General features: G+C 70.3%; 16 protein-coding genes. 14 read left to right on the plus strand and 2 right to left on the minus strand.

Annotated elements, in window-relative coordinates; all coding sequences use genetic code 11:
- Positions 1-11: 11 nt before the first annotated feature.
- Positions 12-785 carry a hypothetical protein gene (locus AMK27_RS21565; protein ID WP_073910720.1) on the minus strand — a complete coding sequence of 258 codons (774 nt, stop codon included), beginning with the start codon at positions 783-785 and terminating at the stop codon, positions 12-14.
- Positions 786-1,087: 302 nt separating this feature from the next.
- Here AMK27_RS21565 and AMK27_RS21570 point away from each other — a divergent pair, with 302 nt between their 5' ends.
- The 14 genes from AMK27_RS21570 (at position 1,088) to AMK27_RS21635 (ending at position 13,249) form a co-directional block, all read left to right on the plus strand.
- On the plus strand, positions 1,088-1,300 hold the full coding sequence (locus tag AMK27_RS21570; protein ID WP_073910723.1) for a hypothetical protein: 213 nt from the start codon (positions 1,088-1,090) through the stop codon (positions 1,298-1,300).
- A 92-nt stretch (positions 1,301-1,392) separates the two neighbouring features.
- On the plus strand, positions 1,393-2,406 hold the full coding sequence (locus AMK27_RS21575; RefSeq protein WP_073910727.1) for a hypothetical protein: 1,014 nt from the start codon (positions 1,393-1,395) through the stop codon (positions 2,404-2,406).
- Between the two features lie 29 nt (positions 2,407-2,435).
- Positions 2,436-3,635, plus strand: a complete 1,200-nt coding sequence (locus AMK27_RS21580; RefSeq protein WP_073910731.1) for a phage tail protein — start codon at positions 2,436-2,438, stop codon at positions 3,633-3,635.
- Positions 3,632-4,882 (plus strand): tape-measure protein, encoded by a 1,251-nt coding sequence (locus AMK27_RS21585; RefSeq protein WP_073910735.1) that lies wholly within the window; start codon positions 3,632-3,634, stop codon positions 4,880-4,882. Before AMK27_RS21580 ends, AMK27_RS21585 begins: the two co-directional genes overlap by 4 nt.
- Before the next feature lie 55 nt (positions 4,883-4,937).
- Positions 4,938-5,870: a phage distal tail protein gene (locus AMK27_RS21590; protein WP_073910739.1), complete on the plus strand. Its 933-nt coding sequence runs from the start codon at positions 4,938-4,940 to the stop codon at positions 5,868-5,870.
- Positions 5,871-5,924: 54 nt separating this feature from the next.
- A complete protein-coding gene (locus AMK27_RS21595; RefSeq protein WP_073910741.1) occupies positions 5,925-7,118 on the plus strand; it encodes a hypothetical protein in 1,194 nt (397 codons plus the stop codon).
- 40 nt (positions 7,119-7,158) lie between these two features.
- Positions 7,159-8,379, plus strand: a complete 1,221-nt coding sequence (locus tag AMK27_RS21600) for a hypothetical protein (RefSeq protein ID WP_073910743.1) — start codon at positions 7,159-7,161, stop codon at positions 8,377-8,379.
- 46 nt (positions 8,380-8,425) lie between these two features.
- The gene (locus tag AMK27_RS21605; protein WP_073910745.1) at positions 8,426-9,568 is read left to right on the plus strand and encodes a hypothetical protein; all 1,143 of its coding nucleotides are present in this window, start codon (positions 8,426-8,428) and stop codon (positions 9,566-9,568) included.
- A 14-nt stretch (positions 9,569-9,582) separates the two neighbouring features.
- Entirely contained in the window at positions 9,583-10,713 is a 1,131-nt protein-coding gene (locus AMK27_RS21610) for a hypothetical protein (RefSeq protein ID WP_073910747.1), read from the plus strand.
- Positions 10,713-11,282 (plus strand): hypothetical protein, encoded by a 570-nt coding sequence (locus tag AMK27_RS21615; protein WP_073910750.1) that lies wholly within the window; start codon positions 10,713-10,715, stop codon positions 11,280-11,282. Before AMK27_RS21610 ends, AMK27_RS21615 begins: the two co-directional genes overlap by 1 nt.
- Before the next feature lie 58 nt (positions 11,283-11,340).
- A complete protein-coding gene (locus tag AMK27_RS21620; RefSeq protein ID WP_073910753.1) occupies positions 11,341-11,751 on the plus strand; it encodes a hypothetical protein in 411 nt (136 codons plus the stop codon).
- An 80-nt stretch (positions 11,752-11,831) separates the two neighbouring features.
- Positions 11,832-12,743, plus strand: a complete 912-nt coding sequence (locus tag AMK27_RS21625) for a peptidoglycan-binding protein (RefSeq protein ID WP_073910755.1) — start codon at positions 11,832-11,834, stop codon at positions 12,741-12,743.
- A gap of 22 nt (positions 12,744-12,765) precedes the next feature.
- A complete protein-coding gene (locus tag AMK27_RS21630; protein ID WP_073910757.1) occupies positions 12,766-12,999 on the plus strand; it encodes a hypothetical protein in 234 nt (77 codons plus the stop codon).
- Positions 12,986-13,249 (plus strand): hypothetical protein, encoded by a 264-nt coding sequence (locus tag AMK27_RS21635; protein ID WP_073910760.1) that lies wholly within the window; start codon positions 12,986-12,988, stop codon positions 13,247-13,249. The genes AMK27_RS21630 and AMK27_RS21635 overlap by 14 nt, the downstream gene beginning before the upstream one ends.
- Before the next feature lie 68 nt (positions 13,250-13,317).
- Here the strand turns inward: AMK27_RS21635 and AMK27_RS21640 are convergent, their stop codons facing one another.
- A complete protein-coding gene (locus tag AMK27_RS21640; RefSeq protein ID WP_073910763.1) occupies positions 13,318-17,217 on the minus strand; it encodes a DNA-directed RNA polymerase subunit beta' in 3,900 nt (1,299 codons plus the stop codon).
- Positions 17,218-17,254 lie beyond the last annotated feature (37 nt).

The following is a 17,254-nucleotide window of genomic DNA, read 5'->3' on the forward strand; positions in this document are numbered from 1 at the left end:
GGCCGTTCCCGTCAGGGAGCGGACTCCGGGGGCGCTTCCCGTGCTCGCTCGGCGGAGAGCTCCTTCTCCAGGGCCTTGGCCCGCTCGGACAACGACCCCCTGCGCCCCCTGCCGGGACGCGTGTCGGCGTCGTTCGCCTCGTTGGCGTCGTGGTCGCGCCGGTCGGCGTTCGGGCCGTTCTGTACGGGGACCCCGGCGAGCGGCGGCACGATCGGGCGCCCGCCCTTGCCGCGTACGACCTTCCGCACCGGCTGGGCGCTCCTGCGGGTACGGCTCTCCTGGGCGGTCACGAGGACGTCGGGGTCCGCACCCGGTTCGGGGCCCGAGGCGTGCTCGGGTTCCGGCTCGGGCCGCTGTTCGAACAGTTCGCGCTCCCTGCGGACGCGCTCCTCGGCCTCGACCACGGCGGCGGGCGGTTCGAGGAGCCGGGCGAAGGGCAGTGCGATGACCCGGGCGCCGTCCTGCCCGCTGTCGATCCGGCGATCGGGCCGGCGGATCCCCCGCGCGTCGCCCTGGCCCTGGGTGTAGGCGTCGGCGACGCGCTTCTCGTACTCCCGCCGGATACGCGGGAGTTCGTCCGACACGGCCTCGGCCCAGCCCGCGGTGAACGCGGCCGTCTCGCGGCGGTCGACCTCGGTCCGGGGGATCACGACGAGGTCCTCGGTGGCGTAGCCGTGGACCAGGACGAGCTCGGAGAGGCGTGCGAAGAGGTGGGGCAGATCAGGATGGGACGCGAGCCAGTCGACGACTCGCTCGCGCCGGTTGACACCCGGCTCCGTTTCCATGCGTCAGTACTGCCTTCCAGCCCCCTGGGGTCCCCGCGCGCCCCTCGCGCCCCCCGCGCCCCGAGGTGGTCCGGTCCGGAGAGCGCCTTCCAGGTTACCCGGTCGAACGGAAGTACCTTCAGCCGCCAACCCGTACGGGAACTTGACGAGAAGACGCACCGTCAGACGTTTCCCGCTCGACAAACACCGAACGAATGTTCCACACTCTGTTCGCACAAGAGTTCGAACAACGTGGTGCCCCCGCTCCTCACTCCGCGGCGCCGCCACACACGCACGGGCAAGCAACCGGAAGGCAGGCGTCCATGACCCAGCAGGCCGAGGCATCGCGACCGCAGATCCCTCTCCAGGACCGCCTCCGCCAGCTCCTCGACGGACCCGCCGCCCTCGACAAGAGAGCGTTGCTCGGCAGCCTGTACGCCGAGGTCTCCCGCTGCGAGACCCGCGCGTACGCGGCCGGCTGGAACGACGCGCTCGCGACGGCGCGACGCGACCCCCGCCGCGGCGAGGACGCCTAGCCGCCGCCCGCCGCCCCCACTCGAACAAGCCCCTGCCGGCATCGGCAGGGGCTTTTCGGCGCTCGGCCGTCCCGGCCGGAAGCGGAGTAATCATGACGAAAACACCCGATGATCTCTCCACCGAGATCACCGCCCTCAAGACCTACCTCACCAAGTCGGACGCCAGCCCGCTGATCACGGAGCAATACCTCCAGAAGCAGCTCCCGGAGCAGTGGACCGAACGCTTCAAGTCGATGTACGACGAGCTCACCAAGGCGAAGAAGTCCGAGTTCCTCGAAGCCATGGGTCTCGACGGATTCGGCGCCGCCCTCGAGAAGTTCTACGAGAACCGGGAGAACCCGGACAACAAGTGGGGCTACTACCTCGCCTCGGCCGTCGTGGGCCTGATGCTCCCCGCCATCGGCCTCATCCTCGCCGCCTGGGTCATCAAGATCCAGCGCGACATCCAGCAGCTGCCGGCCCGGCTGATGGGCAACCCCAACGGCCGGGTCCTCGCCACCTCCGACACCGGCCGCGGCATCCGCCTCCAGGACCGGACCGCCGTCGAGGACCGGGAGGGGGCCGCCGCCGGCGGACTGGCCTCGCTCCCGCAGAACGCGAACTTCGACGCCCTGCGCGCCCAGCTGGAGGGGATCAACCCTCCCCTGAAGGAGTTCAACACCCAGGCCGGCCCGTTCACGACGAAGTTCAAGGACCTGCCGAAGGCCTCCGCGATGGTCAAGGCGGCAGACGCCGTCGGAAGGATCAACACGGCCGTCAAGGAAGCCGACCCCGCCAAGATCGAGACGGTCGCCAAGGCGATCGACGCGCTCGTCAAGGCCGTGAAGGACTACGACCCCAAGAAGGTCCCGGACCCTAAGAAGCTCGAAAAGCTCAACTCGGCCATGGTCGACGCCAACCCCACGCAGATCCAGGCGATGGCCAAGGCGACCGGGAAGCTGGCCAGCGCGCAGCGGCACTTCGATCCGAAGAAGCTCCCGAAGGCCCGCGGTCTGGAGTCGTCCGCCAGGGCGGCCGAACGGCTCGCCCGCGCCGGCGGCGACGTGGCCTCCGCGTTCAACACCCTCAAGGTCAAGGCCCAGGAGGCCGCTCAGGCCATGGCCTGAGCCCCACCCACCCCGAAAGGAGGTAACTCATGGCTTTCACCAGCTCCCTCAAGAAGTCGTCCGACTCCCTGCGCAACCTCAAGACCCAGGCCACCGGCGCCGCCACCGCCGTCAAGAAGGTCGGCGACGCGGGCAACTCGGCGAACGGTCAGCTCAAGAACCTCAAGACCGGCGCCCAGGGCTCCAGCACCCAGCTCAAGAACCTCAAGACCGCCTCGGACCAGGCCGAGAAGTCGATGACCAAGGCCGGCCGGACCGCCGAGACGGCCGGCACCAAGCTCGGCAAGTACGAGTCCGGCGCCGGCAAGGCCGCCAAGGGCCAGGACAAGCTCAACAAGTCCATGAAGGGCAATCTCCTCGCCCGCCTGATCGAACTCTTCATGCCTCTCATCGAGAAGATCGTCGCCATGGCGATGCAGTCGAAGACGATGCAGAAGGTCCTGAAGAAGGCCTTCGACGCCGTGAAGACCGTGATCAGCGCGGTCATGAAGGCCATCGGCCCGATCATGAAGAAGGCCGGGCAGCTGATCAAGACGGTCTGGAACGGCATCAAGACGGCGATCTCCACCGTCGTCAAGGCCGTCGCCACCGTCATCAAGACCTACGTGACGATCTGGAAGACGGTCATCACCACGGTCATGAAGGCGATCAAGACGGTTGTCGGCAGCGTCTGGAACGGCATCAAGGCCGTCATCACCCCGGTGGTGAACTGGATCAAGAGCGCCATCCCGAACGCCTTCAGCGCCGTCAAGGACAAGATGTCCTCCATCTGGAACGGCCTCAAGGACATCGCGTCCCGCGCCTTCGAGGGCATCAAGAGCGGCGTCTCCGGCCCGATCAACGCCGTCATCGGCCTGATCAACCGGATGATCAGGGCCGTCAACGGCGTCAAGGTCAGCGTCCCCGGCTGGGTCCCGGTCGTCGGCGGCAAGACCTTCGGCGTCAACATCCCCACCATCCCCATGCTCGCCACCGGCGGTGTCGTCATGCCCCGCAGCGGCGGTGTGCCGGCGATCCTCGCCGAGGCCGGCGAGGCCGAGGCCGTCCTGCCGCTGTCCAAGCTGGACCGGCTGCTCGCCCTCACCGCCCGGCGCGCCCGCATGAGCGCGCAGCTCGGGGGCGGCAACGGCGGCGCCGGGCTGCACATCGAGCACTACCACGCGGCCCGCACCAGTGACCCGCAGTCCACGGCGGACGCGCTGATGTACCTGGCGAAGGCGCGCGGATGAGTGCCGTCGCGGCCTTCCCGAACCCGTTCGCCGGCGGTGTCCTGCCGGCGATGAGCGCTCTCAGGAGCGGTCTCGGTCAGGCGGGCGACGGACTGAAGCGGCTCAGGGACGACGCCCTGCGCACGGCCGGCGGCATGGACCGGTTCGCCGCCGCCCTGCGCACCGCCGGCACCTCCGTACGCGGCCTCGGCACCGGTTCGTCCGGCGCCGCGGACTCCGTCCGGCGCATCCAGCGCTCCAAGGCCGCCACCGGCGTGGGGAAGATCGGCACCGCGGCGGGCAGGGCGAGAACGGCCACCGGGAGGCTCGGCCCCGCGGTCGGCGGCGTCCTCGCCCTCCTCCTCCCGCTGCTGCCCGTCGCCGATGTCGTCACCCGGCTGATGGACACCTACGGCACCGTCATGACCGTCGCCTCCGTCGCCATGACCGGCGTCAACCTCGCCATGCGGGCCAACCCGATCGGCTTCCTCGCCGGCATCCTCGTACCGGTCGCCGCCTGGCTCATCGAGTACGCGATGCAGAGCGAGACCGGCCAGAAGATCATGCGGCAGGTGTTCCAGGCCGCGCTGAAGGGCTTCCAGTCGGTCTGGACGTTCCTGCAGCCGGTCCTCAAGCTCATCGGGCAGGCCGTCGGAACGTACGCCAAGGGGTACCTGGCCCTGTTCACGGGCGCCCTGAAGATCGTCGGCTCCGGCATCAGCGGCATCAGCAGGGTCCGCACCACCGTCACCTCGGCCTCGAACGCCCTGCGCGGCATCGCCTCGCGCACGATGGGCGGGATCAAGAACGCCGTCAAGCCGGTGCTCTCCTTCGTCACCGACAAGATCCCGGGCTTCTTCCGGCACGCGAAGGACGCCGTGGCCAGGGCGCTGCGGGGCATGGGCGAGCTGATCAAGGGCGCGCTGAGCGCCGTGCTCGGCGTCGTCAAGGGCCCGATCAACGGCCTGATCGCCTTCGCCAACTGGATCATCGACGGGCTCAACAAGCTGAGCGTGAACATCCTCGGCAAGAAGTTCGGCGTCGACATCGACAAGATCCCGATGCTCGCCGAGGGCGGTGTCGTCTTCCCCGGCGCCGACAGCGCGCCGCGCATCGACCCGCTCACCGTGCTGGAGAACCGGCGCGTCCCGGCCCTCACCGAGACTCCCCGGCAGCCCCACCGCATCGCGGAGTTCCACGAGGAGCCCGGCGCCGGCCCGCGGTCGACCGCCGAGGACCTGCTCTTCCTCGCCGGCGCCCACGGCTGAGGCCCCCGCCCAGCCCTCTCACCCGACAGCCCCTCAGAAGTGAGGTGACGGCCCCATGGCCGAGACCACAACCACATACGCCGGAAGCAGCCTCACCGCCGACCACGCGCCCGGCTCACTGATCACCCAGGACGGGCAGATCCAGTGGGCCGGGCTTCTCATCGGCCCCGGCACCCCCTTCAACGTCGACCGGTCCGGACTCCAGGGCTGGGAGGACCTGCCCGAGTACGACTCCTCCGACGCCGACCGGCCCACCTCGCACGGCGCCTGGCCCGGCTCCCGCTACGCCAAGCCGCGCAAGATCAGCGGCACGATCGTGCTGATGCCGGAGTGGAGCCAGACCGGCGAGGCCGTCCGCGCACTGCGCCAGGCGCTCGCCCTGCTCGACGAGGAGCGCTGGCTCACCGTCCGGCTGCACGGCGAACTCCTCGCCGTACGCGCCCGGATCGCCCAGCGCGTGGTCCCCGCGGACCAGGGCTTCGCCACCCAGGGCAGCTCGAAGATGTCGATCCAGTGGCTGGCCGCCGACCCGCGCCGCTACGCCGTCAACGAGCAGTCCTCCTCCACCACCCCGCCGCAGCCGGAGACCGGACTGAACTGGCTGCCGAACGGTCTCACCTGGCCGCTCAACTGGGGCCAGGCCAAGTCCACCGGTGACGCCGTCGCCGAGAACACCGGCTCCGCCGCCACCCACCCGGTGATCGTCTTCCGCGGCCCCTGCTCGATGCCGACCGTCACCGAGCGGGTCAGCACGCGCCGGCTGCGGTACGCGATCGACCTGGCCGCCGGTGACGAGCTCGTCGTCGACACCGCCAACGGCACGGTGATGCTCAACAACACGGCCTCCCGCCGCCACACCGCGATGGCCGACTCCAGCCCGGAGGAGCTGTTCCTCCTCGAACCGGGCCGCACGGAGCTGTCGTTCCGGCCCGACGCCTCGACGCCGGAGGCCCTGATGACGATCCGCTGGCGCAGCGCCGAGTGGTGACCACGGCCGCCTCCTCCTCCCCGCAGACCGCTCCGTACAGAAAGAGGTGAACCCATGACCGTACGGGCCGCCTGGCTGCATCCGACCGGCCAGACCCGCGAGGACACCCGGATCGCGCTGTCCGCGCTCCTCACCCCGAACGGGCAGAGCGCCGCGGAGACCCCGCTGCGCTCGCGCCCCGGCATCGTGCCCGGCGGCCTGGTGCTGACCGGCACGTCGGCGATGGAGTGCTCCGTCGGCACCGGCCGGGCCGTCGTCCAGGGCAGCGACACCGCCCAGGGCGCGTACATGATCGCGGTGACCTCCCCCGAGACCCTGACCATCGCGGACGGCGATCCGCAGTACGGCCGGATCGACCTGATCGAACTGGCCGTCCTCGACGACGCGTACGACCGCAGCGGCGCCACCGGGGCCGTGATCCGGCTGGTCAAGGGCACCCCCGCGGCCACCCCGGCCGTTCCCCTCTCGGGCCCCGGCAGCGCCTTCCCGCTCTACACCGTCTCGGTGCCGGCCGGCACTTCGGCCGGCACCGGCGGCGTCAAGTGGACCACCGCGGGCGTCGTCACCACCCTGCACTACCCGATGACCGCGCTCGGCGGCATCATCCCGACCAGCGGCTTCAAGGGCGCCTACGTCGGCCAGTACCGGGACGTCGCCGGCCTGCTCCAGCGCTGGGACGGCACCGCCTGGGTCTCGTACGCGAAGCCGATCGGCGGCATCGCCCCGCACGGGACGATGACGACCGGCGCGTACACCGGCCAGTACCGCGACAACGCCGGTGTCCTGCAGCGCTGGGACGGTGCGGCCTGGCAGTACGCGGAGGGCAGGGCGGCGGTCCTGTTCAGCGTCTCGCAGACGTCGATGCAGAGCGTGCCGGCCGGCACCTGGACGCCGATCACCCTGCAGAACGTCGACATCGACGACTTCACCGGCTGGAACGGCACCGACAGCTTCGTCGTACCGCGCACCGGCTGGTGGCGGGTCTCCGGCCACGTCGCCTGGAACGGCGACTCCGCCACCGGCGTGCGCGGCGCCCGCATCCACCTCGGCGGCGTCGGCGTACCCCGGATGACCTGGCTGGGCCCGGCGTCCACCGGCGCCGTCACCGTCGGCGGCCAGGGCCTGGTCAAGCTCACCGCGGGCAACGTCCTGCAGCTCGCCGGCTACCACAACCACACGGCCGCCGTCCGGACCCTCGGCGGCTCGGGCTACTACAGCAACCTGTCCGCCCAGTGGATCAGGTCCTGACCCCGCCCCCCACCCCGCACCTCCCCGATTGGAGAACCCCGTGAACCTGCGCAGCAGCTGGGTCGCCGAGACCGGCCAGACCCGCGAGGACACCCGCCTGAACCAGGTCGGCGCGACCACCATGATCAACCCCGTCCAGGTCCGCTCCGGCGTCCTGCCGGGCTCCTACGACGGCAAGTACCGGCTGGCCGGCTTCTGGATGGACAAGGCCTCGGCCATGACGGCGATCGTCTCCGAGGGCCGGGCCGTCATCCAGGGCGACATCTCCCAGGGCGTCTACCCGGTGGCCCTGCCCGCATCCGCGCAGGTCACCTTCGCCGCGGGCGACGCCCAGTACGGCCGGATCGACCTGGTCGTCCTGAGGATCTACGACAACCTCTACGACGGAAGCACCCGCAACGAGGCGAAGGTCGAGATCGTCCAGGGGGTGCCGGGCCAGGCCCCCAAGGCGCCCGCGGCCCCGCCGCGCAGCCTGCCGCTGTACGAGGTGACCGTCCCGGCCGGCGCCAGCGGAGGCAACGGCGGCATCCCGTGGAACACCTCCCTGAAGGACCTGCGCACGCCGGTCGTCGCGCTCGGCGGCATCCTCCCGGTCGAGGGCCCGGTCCTGCCGGGCGCCCACCCCGGCCAGTACCAGGACACCGCCAACAACCAGCTGCAGCGCTGGGACGGCGGCCAGTGGGTCGCCTACCCGGAGGCCCTCGGCGGTATCGTCCCGACCTCCGTCAACGCCACGACCGCGGGCAGCTACACGGGCCAGTACCGGGCCACCGCGGCCGGTCCGATCCAGCGCTGGAGCGGCGCGGCGTGGGCCCCGGCCTACCCGGGGCCGTACTTCAACGACTCGCTGGACGGCGGGTACACCCTCTCGACGACCTTCGTGAACACCCTGGTCGACCGGGCGGAGAACCCGCTGTCGCTGAGCTTCGTCGCCCCGGAGAGCCGGCAGGCGATCCTCTCCTTCGGTTCGAAGACCGAGCTGTCCCTGAACTCGGGCACCACCGGCGTCGCCAGCTCCGCGCTGATGTGCGTCCGCATCACCCAGGGCGCCACCGTCTTCCGCGAGGTGGACGACGAACTCTCCGCCTTCGCCTCCAAGTCGTCCAGTGCCACCGACGCCGTGTCCGTCTCGACGACGCAGCGCCTGTCCGGCCTGACGCCCGGCGCGACCTACACGGTCACCGCGTACTACCGGAGCACCAACGCCAACGTGCGGGCCTGGTTCGACAACTCGTTCCTCCAGGTCACCCCGCAGTACTGAGTCCGCACGGCCGCCACCCGACCGCCCCTACCTCCAGGAGAACCGCATGCCCGTTCGCTCCGGATGGCTGATGCCCACCGGGCAGACCCGCCAGAACACCCGCATCACCAACATCGGCGCCACCACCCCCGTCAACCCGCTCGGCGTCCGGTCCGGCGTCCTGCCCGGCACGTACGACGGCAAGTTCCGGGTCGGCGGCCTGTGGATGAGCTCCTCCGGCCCGATGACGGCCACCGTCTACCACGGCAAGGCCGTCATCCAGGGCGGCACCACCGACGGCGCCTACCCGGTCGCCCTCGACGAGGACATCACCCTCACCTTCGCCGACGGCGACCCGCTCAACGACCGCGTCGACCTCGTCGTGGTCCGCGTCTACGACAACGACGTGGACGCCCTCGGCAAGCACGAGGCAGCCGTCGAGATCGTGAAGGGCACCCCGGCCGCCACCCCGGCCGCCCCGGCGGCCCCCGCCCGCTCCCTGATCCTGTTCACGGTGAAGGTCAAGAAGGGCGCCTCCGCCGGCACCGGCGGCATCGACTGGGCGGGCGGCGCCACCACCGACCTGCGCACCACGACCGTCTCCGCCGGCGGCATCCTGCCCGTCTACAACAACGCAGGCGTGGCCGGCGGCTACCCGGGCCAGTACCAGGACAACGACAACGCCCACTTCCTCCAGCGCTGGGACGGCACCGCCTGGGTCGCCTACCCCAAGGAGATCGGCGGCATCGCGCCCAGCGGCACGATCACCACCGGCAGCTACAACGGCCAGTACCGCGACTACAACGGCGGCCAGCTCCAGCGCTGGAACGGCAGCGCCTGGACGGCCTACCAGCCGCCCGTCGAGAACGAGACCACCACCACCGGCGCCACGGCCCTGGCCAACTGGTCGGTCGTCTCGTTCAGCGGCCGCAGGACCAAGAGCGGGCTGTGCACCGTCACGGTCACCGTCACCCGCACCGGCGCCCAGGTCAACGTCGAGAGCGCCGGCAACCTGCCCGACGAGCCGCTCTGCACCCTGCCGGCCGGCTGGCGCCCGTCCATGGACTTCGAGGCCTCGGCCTCCGACGGCTTCGGCGACGGCGGCGCCAACATCTACACCAACGGCCAGGTCAACCTGCGGACCTGGTCCTCCAACGGCGCTCTCGTCCCCGGACGGAACATCCGCGTCTCCGCCACCTACGTCCTGTAAGGGGGTGGCCCTCGATGGCCATCGAAACGCCCTACCGGGCGATCTTCTGCGACCTGCTCACCGACCAGACGCTGGACATCCTGCCGCTGCGGGACGTCTCGTTCGACGACTACATCGGCAAGGCGGGCTCGCTCTCCGGCACCGTCCCCATCCCCGACAAGGCCATCGCCGACCGGGTCAAGAAGGTGCGGGAGGGCCGCACCGCGGTCTACCTGGAGCGCGGCGGCGACCTGTGGTGGGGCGGCATCGTCTGGACCAGCACCCTGCAGTCCAGCGGCCGCGGGGTGCTGACCCTCGGCGTCCAGGCCGCCACCTTCGACTCGTACGCCGGGCGCCGCCGCATCCGTACCGACATCACGTACGACACCCCGACCGACCAGCTGGAGATCGCGCGCCGGCTGTGGCGCGAGCTCGACGTCCAGACCTACCCCGACGCCCCCGCGGGCGAGGAACCCCGCCGCCTCGGGATCACCTTCGGGAACGAGATCCCCAAGTTCCAGAAGACGGCCTCGTGGCGCAAGGGCGACGAGACCGTCTACCTGGAGGCGCTCGACCAGCTCGCCGCGACCGAGGACGGCTTCGAGCACCAGATCCTGGTCTACCGCGACCCGGCCACCGGGCAGCGGATCCGGCAGCTCCGGATCGGCGAACCCAAGATCGTCACCGGCGCGACCGACCTGGTCTTCGACCGGCCCGGCGTCATCCTGTCGTACTCCTTCCCGTACGACGCGACCCGCGGCGGCACCACCGCCGTGGCCCGCGGCGCCTCCACCAACTCCAACGCCGCCGCCGAGTCCCGGCCCCTCTTCTCCGGCACGCAGTACGCCAGCGACCTGCTCGTGGACGGCTGGCCGCTGATCGACCTGTCCTCGGACCACAACGAGATCAGCGACCCGCTCGCGCTCGACTCGGTGGCCACCACCGAGCTCGCGCAGGCGCGCGGCGCCGTGGTGATCCCCTCGATCAGCATCCACCTGGGCGGCATCGTCCCGCCGGCCCTCCTCGGCCGCGTCGCCCGCATCCGCATCACCGACGAGTGGTACTCCCAGGGGCTCGACGCCCGCTACCGCATCATCGGCGTCAAGATCACCCCGCCGGAACGCGGCCGGCCCGACACCGCCGAGCTCTACCTTGAGGAGGCCTGATGCCCCAGCTGCCCGAGGACATCATCGACCGGCTCAACCAGATGGAACGCCGCCTCAAGGCCCTGTCGACCGCGGTGAACACCCGCCCCCCGGTCAACGAGTTCCGTCCCACCCCGTCCGAGAGCGTCACCATCACCCGGCCGCTGTTCCGGATCTTCGACGGCTACAACCACGAGATCTTCGCGGACGACATCCTGACCGGCGGCCTCGCCCGGCCCTGGCTGCAACTGATGCCGCCGCTGGCCACCGACCCGGCCAAGTGGCCCTCCACCACCGCCGCCGCCTTCACCACCATCGCCCGCTCCTCCAACCCCATCTGGCAGCCGAAGCTGCGGCTCGCCATCAACACGGCGGCGTCCGGCGGCGCCACCGGCCAGGTGCGGGTCCTGGTCGACAACGTCCCGTTCGGACCCTCGGTCACCGCGGGCACCACCTACGACTACATCGGCCTGCTGCCCGGCGACATGAAGACCCGGTTCGGCCAGACCATGAACATCGAGATCCAGGCCCAGGCCACCGGCGGCACGGTCTACGCCCAGCCCGTCCTCATCCACGGCGCCCAGACCTGATCCCCGCCGCCCGGATCCCCGCAGTCTGATCCCCGCCGCCGAGCACAAGGAGCACCCAGTGAACATCGACCCCACCGAACCCTGGGGCGTGGCCATCGACTACGCGGGCCGCGCCACCCTCACCGAGGACGGACACACCGTCGACGTCCGCGTCTACGACAACAGCCTGAGCCACACCCTCCGGCGCGACCCCGTCACCGGCCAGTACCCGTCGGTGTACGTCACCGCCGAGATCACCGAGAGGGGCAGCGGCGACGCCGTCCTGCGCGGCTCCGGCCTGGCCATCGTGGACGGCGTCGACGGCGCCCCGGTCGTCCCCGACCCGACCGCCGCCCAGCGGGCCGTGACGGCCGCGCTCGCCGACTTCCAGGCCCGCCGTTCCGCCCTGGCCGAGCTGTGCGCGGCCTGGGCCCCGCCGGCCCCGGAGCCCACCCCCGAGCCCACCCCGGAGCCGGCCCCCGCGCCGTAGCACCCGCCCGCCGGCACCCGCCCCGCCCGTACGCCCGCCCGCCCACCGTGCGGGCCTTTTTCATGTCCGGAGGACACCAGATGGCCACTCCCCTCCCCGCGGACCGGCTCCTCGCCGCACTCCGCGCCGAAGGCGTCACCGTCGTCGAACACCCCGGCTGGCGCTCCCACAACCGCAACCACGCCGGCGCCTGGGGCCCGGTCACCGGCGTGATGATCCACCACACCGTCAGCTCCGGCACCGCCTCCTCCGTCGAGATGTGCTTCAACGGCTACGAGGGCCTGCCGGGACCGCTCTGCCACGGCGTCATCGCCAAGGACGGCACCGTCCACCTCGTCGGCGACGGACGCGCCAACCACGCCGGCGGCGGCGACCCGTCCGTCCTCCAGGCCGTGATCACCGAGACCTACGGGGACCGCCCGCCGGTCCCCCGCGCCCACCAGGGCAGCCCCGGAGCCGTCGACGGCAACGCCCGCTTCTACGGCTTCGAGTGCGTCAACCTCGGCAACGGCACCGACCCCTGGCCGGCCGCCCAGCTCGACGCCATCGAACGGGTCTCCGCCGCCCTCTGCCGGGCCCACGGCTGGGGCGCCAAGTCCGTCATCGGCCACCTGGAATGGTCCGACTGGAAGAGCGACCCCAAGGGCTTCGGCATGCCGACCCTCCGGCAGCGCGTCCAGACCCGGCTCACCAAGGCGCCCGCCAAGCCCGCCCCCGGCAGCGGAAAGCCCGCCGCCCCCCGCCTCCAGCCGTTCCCGGGCACCTCGTTCTTCCGCAAGGAGACGAGCTCCCCGGTCATCACGGCCATGGGCCGCCGACTCGTCGCCGAGGGCTGCGCCGCGTACACCGTCGGCCCCGGTCCCCGCTGGAGCGAGGCCGACCGGCTCAGCTACGCGAAGTGGCAGCGCAAGCTCGGCTTCCGCGGCTCCGACGCCGACGGCATCCCCGGCGCCGCGTCCTGGAGCGCGCTGAAGGTCCCGTACACGAAGTGACCACCGCACCAGAGGAGACCCGATGTCCGATGCCGCCAAGCGCACGGCCCGCACCGTCCTCCAGTCCGCCGTCGGCATCGCCGTCGTGCTCCCCGCGATCGTCGACGCCTCCGGCGTCCCCGCGACCCTCCCCTGGGTCGCCGGGGCGCTGGCCGTCGCCGGCGGACTGGCCCGGGTGATGGCCCTCGACGTGGTGCAGGGCCTGCTCCCGTCCTGGCTGCGCCCCACCCCGGGCGGTGCCGATGACCGAGTCTGACCCGAACGACCCCGTCGCCGTCGCCCTCGAACTGGAACGGCTCCGCGGCACCCTGGAGGCGGGCTTCGCCCGCGTCGACGGCTCGCTCGCCCTGCTCGTCCAGCGCAGCGACCAGACCGACCGGCAGCTCGCCGACCACGAGGCCCGCCTCGACGACCTGGAGCGGGGCCGCTGGCCGGTGGCCAGCATCGCCGCGCTCACCGCGAGCGCCGGCGTGCTCGTCGCGGTCTGGGAGCTGGCCTCCCGCTGACCCGCCCGGTGACACGCCGAAGGGCGGCCACCCCATCGGGGTGACCGCCCTTCGGTCAAGCGACTCGCTTACTGGTTGTACGGACCGTAGTCGTAGTCCTCCAGCGGAACGGCCTGGCCGGAGCCCGAGCCGAACGGCGAGTAGTCGATGTCGTCGTAGCCGACGGCCGAGTACATCGCGGCCTTGGCCTCCTCGGTCGGCTCGACCCGGATGTTGCGGTAGCGGGACAGACCCGTACCGGCCGGGATGAGCTTACCGATGATGACGTTCTCCTTGAGGCCGATGAGGCTGTCGGACTTGGCGTTGATCGCCGCATCCGTCAGGACTCGGGTCGTCTCCTGGAAGGAGGCGGCCGACAGCCAGGACTCCGTCGCCAGCGAGGCCTTGGTGATACCCATCAGCTGCGGACGGCCGGAGGCGGGGTGACCGCCCTCGGTGACCACACGACGGTTCTCGGTCTCGAACTTCGAGCGCTCGACGAGCTCGCCCGGCAGCAGCTCCGCGTCGCCGGACTCGATGATCGTCACACGGCGCAGCATCTGCCGGATGATGATCTCGATGTGCTTGTCGTGGATCGACACACCCTGCGAGTTGTAGACCTTCTGGACCTCGGCGACCAGGTGGACCTGGACCGCGCGCTGACCGAGGATCCGCAGCACGTCGTGCGGGTTGGTGGCACCCACGGTGAGCTTCTGGCCCACCTCGACGTGGTCGCCCTCGCCCACCAGCAGACGGGCACGCTTCGAGATCGGGAACGCCGTCTCGTCGGTGCCGTCGTCCGGGGTGACGACGATCTTCTTGGTCTTCTCGGTCTCCTCGATACGGACGCGGCCGGCCGCCTCCGAGATCGGGGCGACACCCTTGGGCTGACGAGCCTCGAAGAGCTCGACGACACGGGGCAGACCCTGGGTGATGTCGTCACCGGCCACACCACCGGTGTGGAAGGTACGCATCGTCAGCTGGGTACCGGGCTCACCGATGGACTGGGCGGCGATGATGCCGACCGCCTCACCGATGTCGACCAGCTTGCCGGTGGCGAGCGAACGGCCGTAGCAGAACGCACAGGTACCGACGGCGGACTCACAGGTCAGGACCGAGCGGGTCTTGACCTCCTCGACACCGGCGCCCACGAGGGCGTCGATGAGCACGTCACCCAGGTCGACGTTGGCCGGCGCGATGACCTTGCCGTCGACGACGACGTCCTCGGCGAGCATCCGCGCGTACACGGAGGTCTCGACGTCGTCCGTCTTGCGCAGCACGTTGTCGGCGCCGCGCTCGGCGATCCGCAGCTTCAGACCGCGCTCGGTGCCGCAGTCCTCCTCGCGGATGATCACGTCCTGCGAGACGTCCACCAGACGACGGGTCAGGTAACCCGAGTCGGCGGTACGCAGGGCGGTGTCCGCCAGACCCTTACGGGCACCGTGCGTGGAGATGAAGTACTCCAGAACGGTGAGGCCCTCACGGAAGGACGCCTTGATGGGACGCGGGATCGTCTCGTTCTTGGCGTTCGACACCAGACCACGCATACCCGCGATCTGACGCATCTGCATCATGTTTCCTCGGGCACCCGAGTCGACCATCATGAAGATGGGGTTCGTCTTCGGGAAGTTCGCGTTCATCGCCTCGGCAACCTCGTTGGTCGCCTTGGTCCAGATCGCGATGAGCTCCTGAGTGCGCTCTTCCTTCGTGATGAGACCGCGCTCGTACTGCTTCTGGACCTTCTCGTCCTGCTCCTCGTAGCCCTTGACGATGGCCTTCTTGGCCTCGGGCACGACGACGTCGGAGATGGCCACGGTGACACCGGAGCGGGTCGCCCAGTAGAAGCCGGACGCCTTCAGGTTGTCGAGCGTCGCCGCCACGATGACCTTGGGGTACCGCTCGGCGAGGTCGTTGACGATCTCGGAGAGCTGCTTCTTGCCGACGGAGTAGTCGACGAAGGGGTAGTCCTCGGGCAGCAGCTCGTTGAAGAGCGCGCGGCCCAGCGAGGTGCGCAGGCGGAACGAGTCACCCTGCTGCCACTCCGGCTCGCCCTCCTCGGCGACCGGGGGAACCCAGCCACGGGGAGCGACGGTGCCGACGGGGAAGCGGATGTCGATCTGCGACTGCAGCGCGAGCTCGCCGGCGTCGAACGCCATGATCGCCTCGGCCGTGGAGCCGAACGCGCGGCCCTCGCCCTTGGTGTCACGGAGCTCACCGTCGGTGGTCAGGAAGAACAGACCGAGGACCATGTCCTGGGTCGGCATCGTGACCGGACGGCCGTCGGCCGGCTTCAGGATGTTGTTCGAGGACAGCATCAGGATGCGGGCCTCGGCCTGCGCCTCCGCGGAGAGCGGCAGGTGCACGGCCATCTGGTCACCGTCGAAGTCCGCGTTGAACGCGGTGCAGACGAGCGGGTGGATCTGGATGGCCTTGCCCTCGACCAGCTGGGGCTCGAAGGCCTGGATGCCGAGGCGGTGCAGCGTGGGCGCACGGTTCAGCAGAACCGGGTGCTCGGCGATGACCTCTTCGAGGACGTCGTACACGACCGTGCGGCCGCGCTCGACCATCCGCTTGGCGCTCTTGATGTTCTGCGCGTGGTTCAGGTCGACCAGGCGCTTCATCACGAACGGCTTGAAGAGCTCCAGCGCCATGGCCTTCGGCAGACCGCACTGGTGCAGCTTCAGCTGCGGACCGACGACGATGACGGAACGCGCGGAGTAGTCCACACGCTTACCGAGCAGGTTCTGACGGAAACGACCCTGCTTGCCCTTCAGCATGTCGCTGAGGGACTTCAGCGGACGGTTGCCGGGGCCCGTGACCGGGCGACCACGACGGCCGTTGTCGAAGAGGGCGTCGACCGCCTCCTGGAGCATCCGCTTCTCGTTGTTCACGATGATCTCGGGGGCACCGAGGTCGAGCAGACGCTTCAGACGGTTGTTGCGGTTGATCACGCGGCGGTACAGGTCGTTCAGGTCGGAGGTCGCGAAGCGGCCACCGTCCAGCTGCACCATCGGACGCAGGTCCGGCGGGATGACCGGCACGCAGTCGAGAACCATGCCCTTGGGGCTGTTCGCGGTCTGCAGGAACGCGGAGACGACCTTGAGGCGCTTGAGCGCACGGGTCTTCTTCTGGCCCTTGCCGGTGCGGATGATCTCGCGGAGACGCTCGGCCTCCTCCTCCAGGTCGAAGGACTCCAGGCGCTTCTGCAGCGCCGCGGCACCCATCGAACCGTCGAAGTACGTGCCGAAGCGGTCACGCAGCTCGCGGTAGAGGAGCTCGTCGCCCTCCAGGTCCTGGACCTTGAGGTTCTTGAAGCGCGACCAGACCTCGTCCAGACGGTCGATCTCGCGCTGCGCGCGGTCGCGCAGCTGCTTCATCTCGCGCTCGGCACCTTCGCGCACCTTGCGGCGCACGTCGGCCTTGGCGCCCTCGGCCTCGAGCTCGCCGAGGTCGTTCTCGAGCTTCTTGGCGCGGGCCTCCAGGTCGGAGTCGCGACGGTTCTCGATCTGCTGGCGCTCGACGGAGACGTGCGCCTCCAGCGAGGGCAGGTCACGCGTACGACGCTCGTCGTCGACGTACGTGATCATGTACGCCGCGAAGTAGATGACCTTCTCGAGGTCCTTCGGGGCGAGGTCGAGCAGGTAGCCAAGACGCGACGGAACGCCCTTGAAGTACCAGATGTGGGTGACGGGAGCGGCGAGCTCGATGTGGCCCATCCGCTCACGGCGCACCTTCGCGCGGGTGACCTCGACGCCACACCGCTCGCAGATGATGCCCTTGAAGCGGACACGCTTGTACTTGCCGCAGTAGCACTCCCAGTCCCGGGTCGGACCGAAGATCTTCTCGCAGAAGAGTCCGTCCTTCTCGGGCTTGAGCGTGCGGTAGTTGATGGTCTCCGGCTTCTTGACCTCGCCGTGGCTCCACTGACGGATGTCGTCAGCGGTGGCCAGACCGATCCGGAGCTCGTCGAAGAAGTTGACGTCGAGCACTATGCGTCAATCCCTCTCAGGGTTGTAAGGCTTGGGG

Origin of the sequence: Streptomyces sp. CB02009, from assembly GCF_001905825.1 — a bacterium.
In the GTDB taxonomy this organism is placed as follows: domain Bacteria; phylum Actinomycetota; class Actinomycetes; order Streptomycetales; family Streptomycetaceae; genus Streptomyces.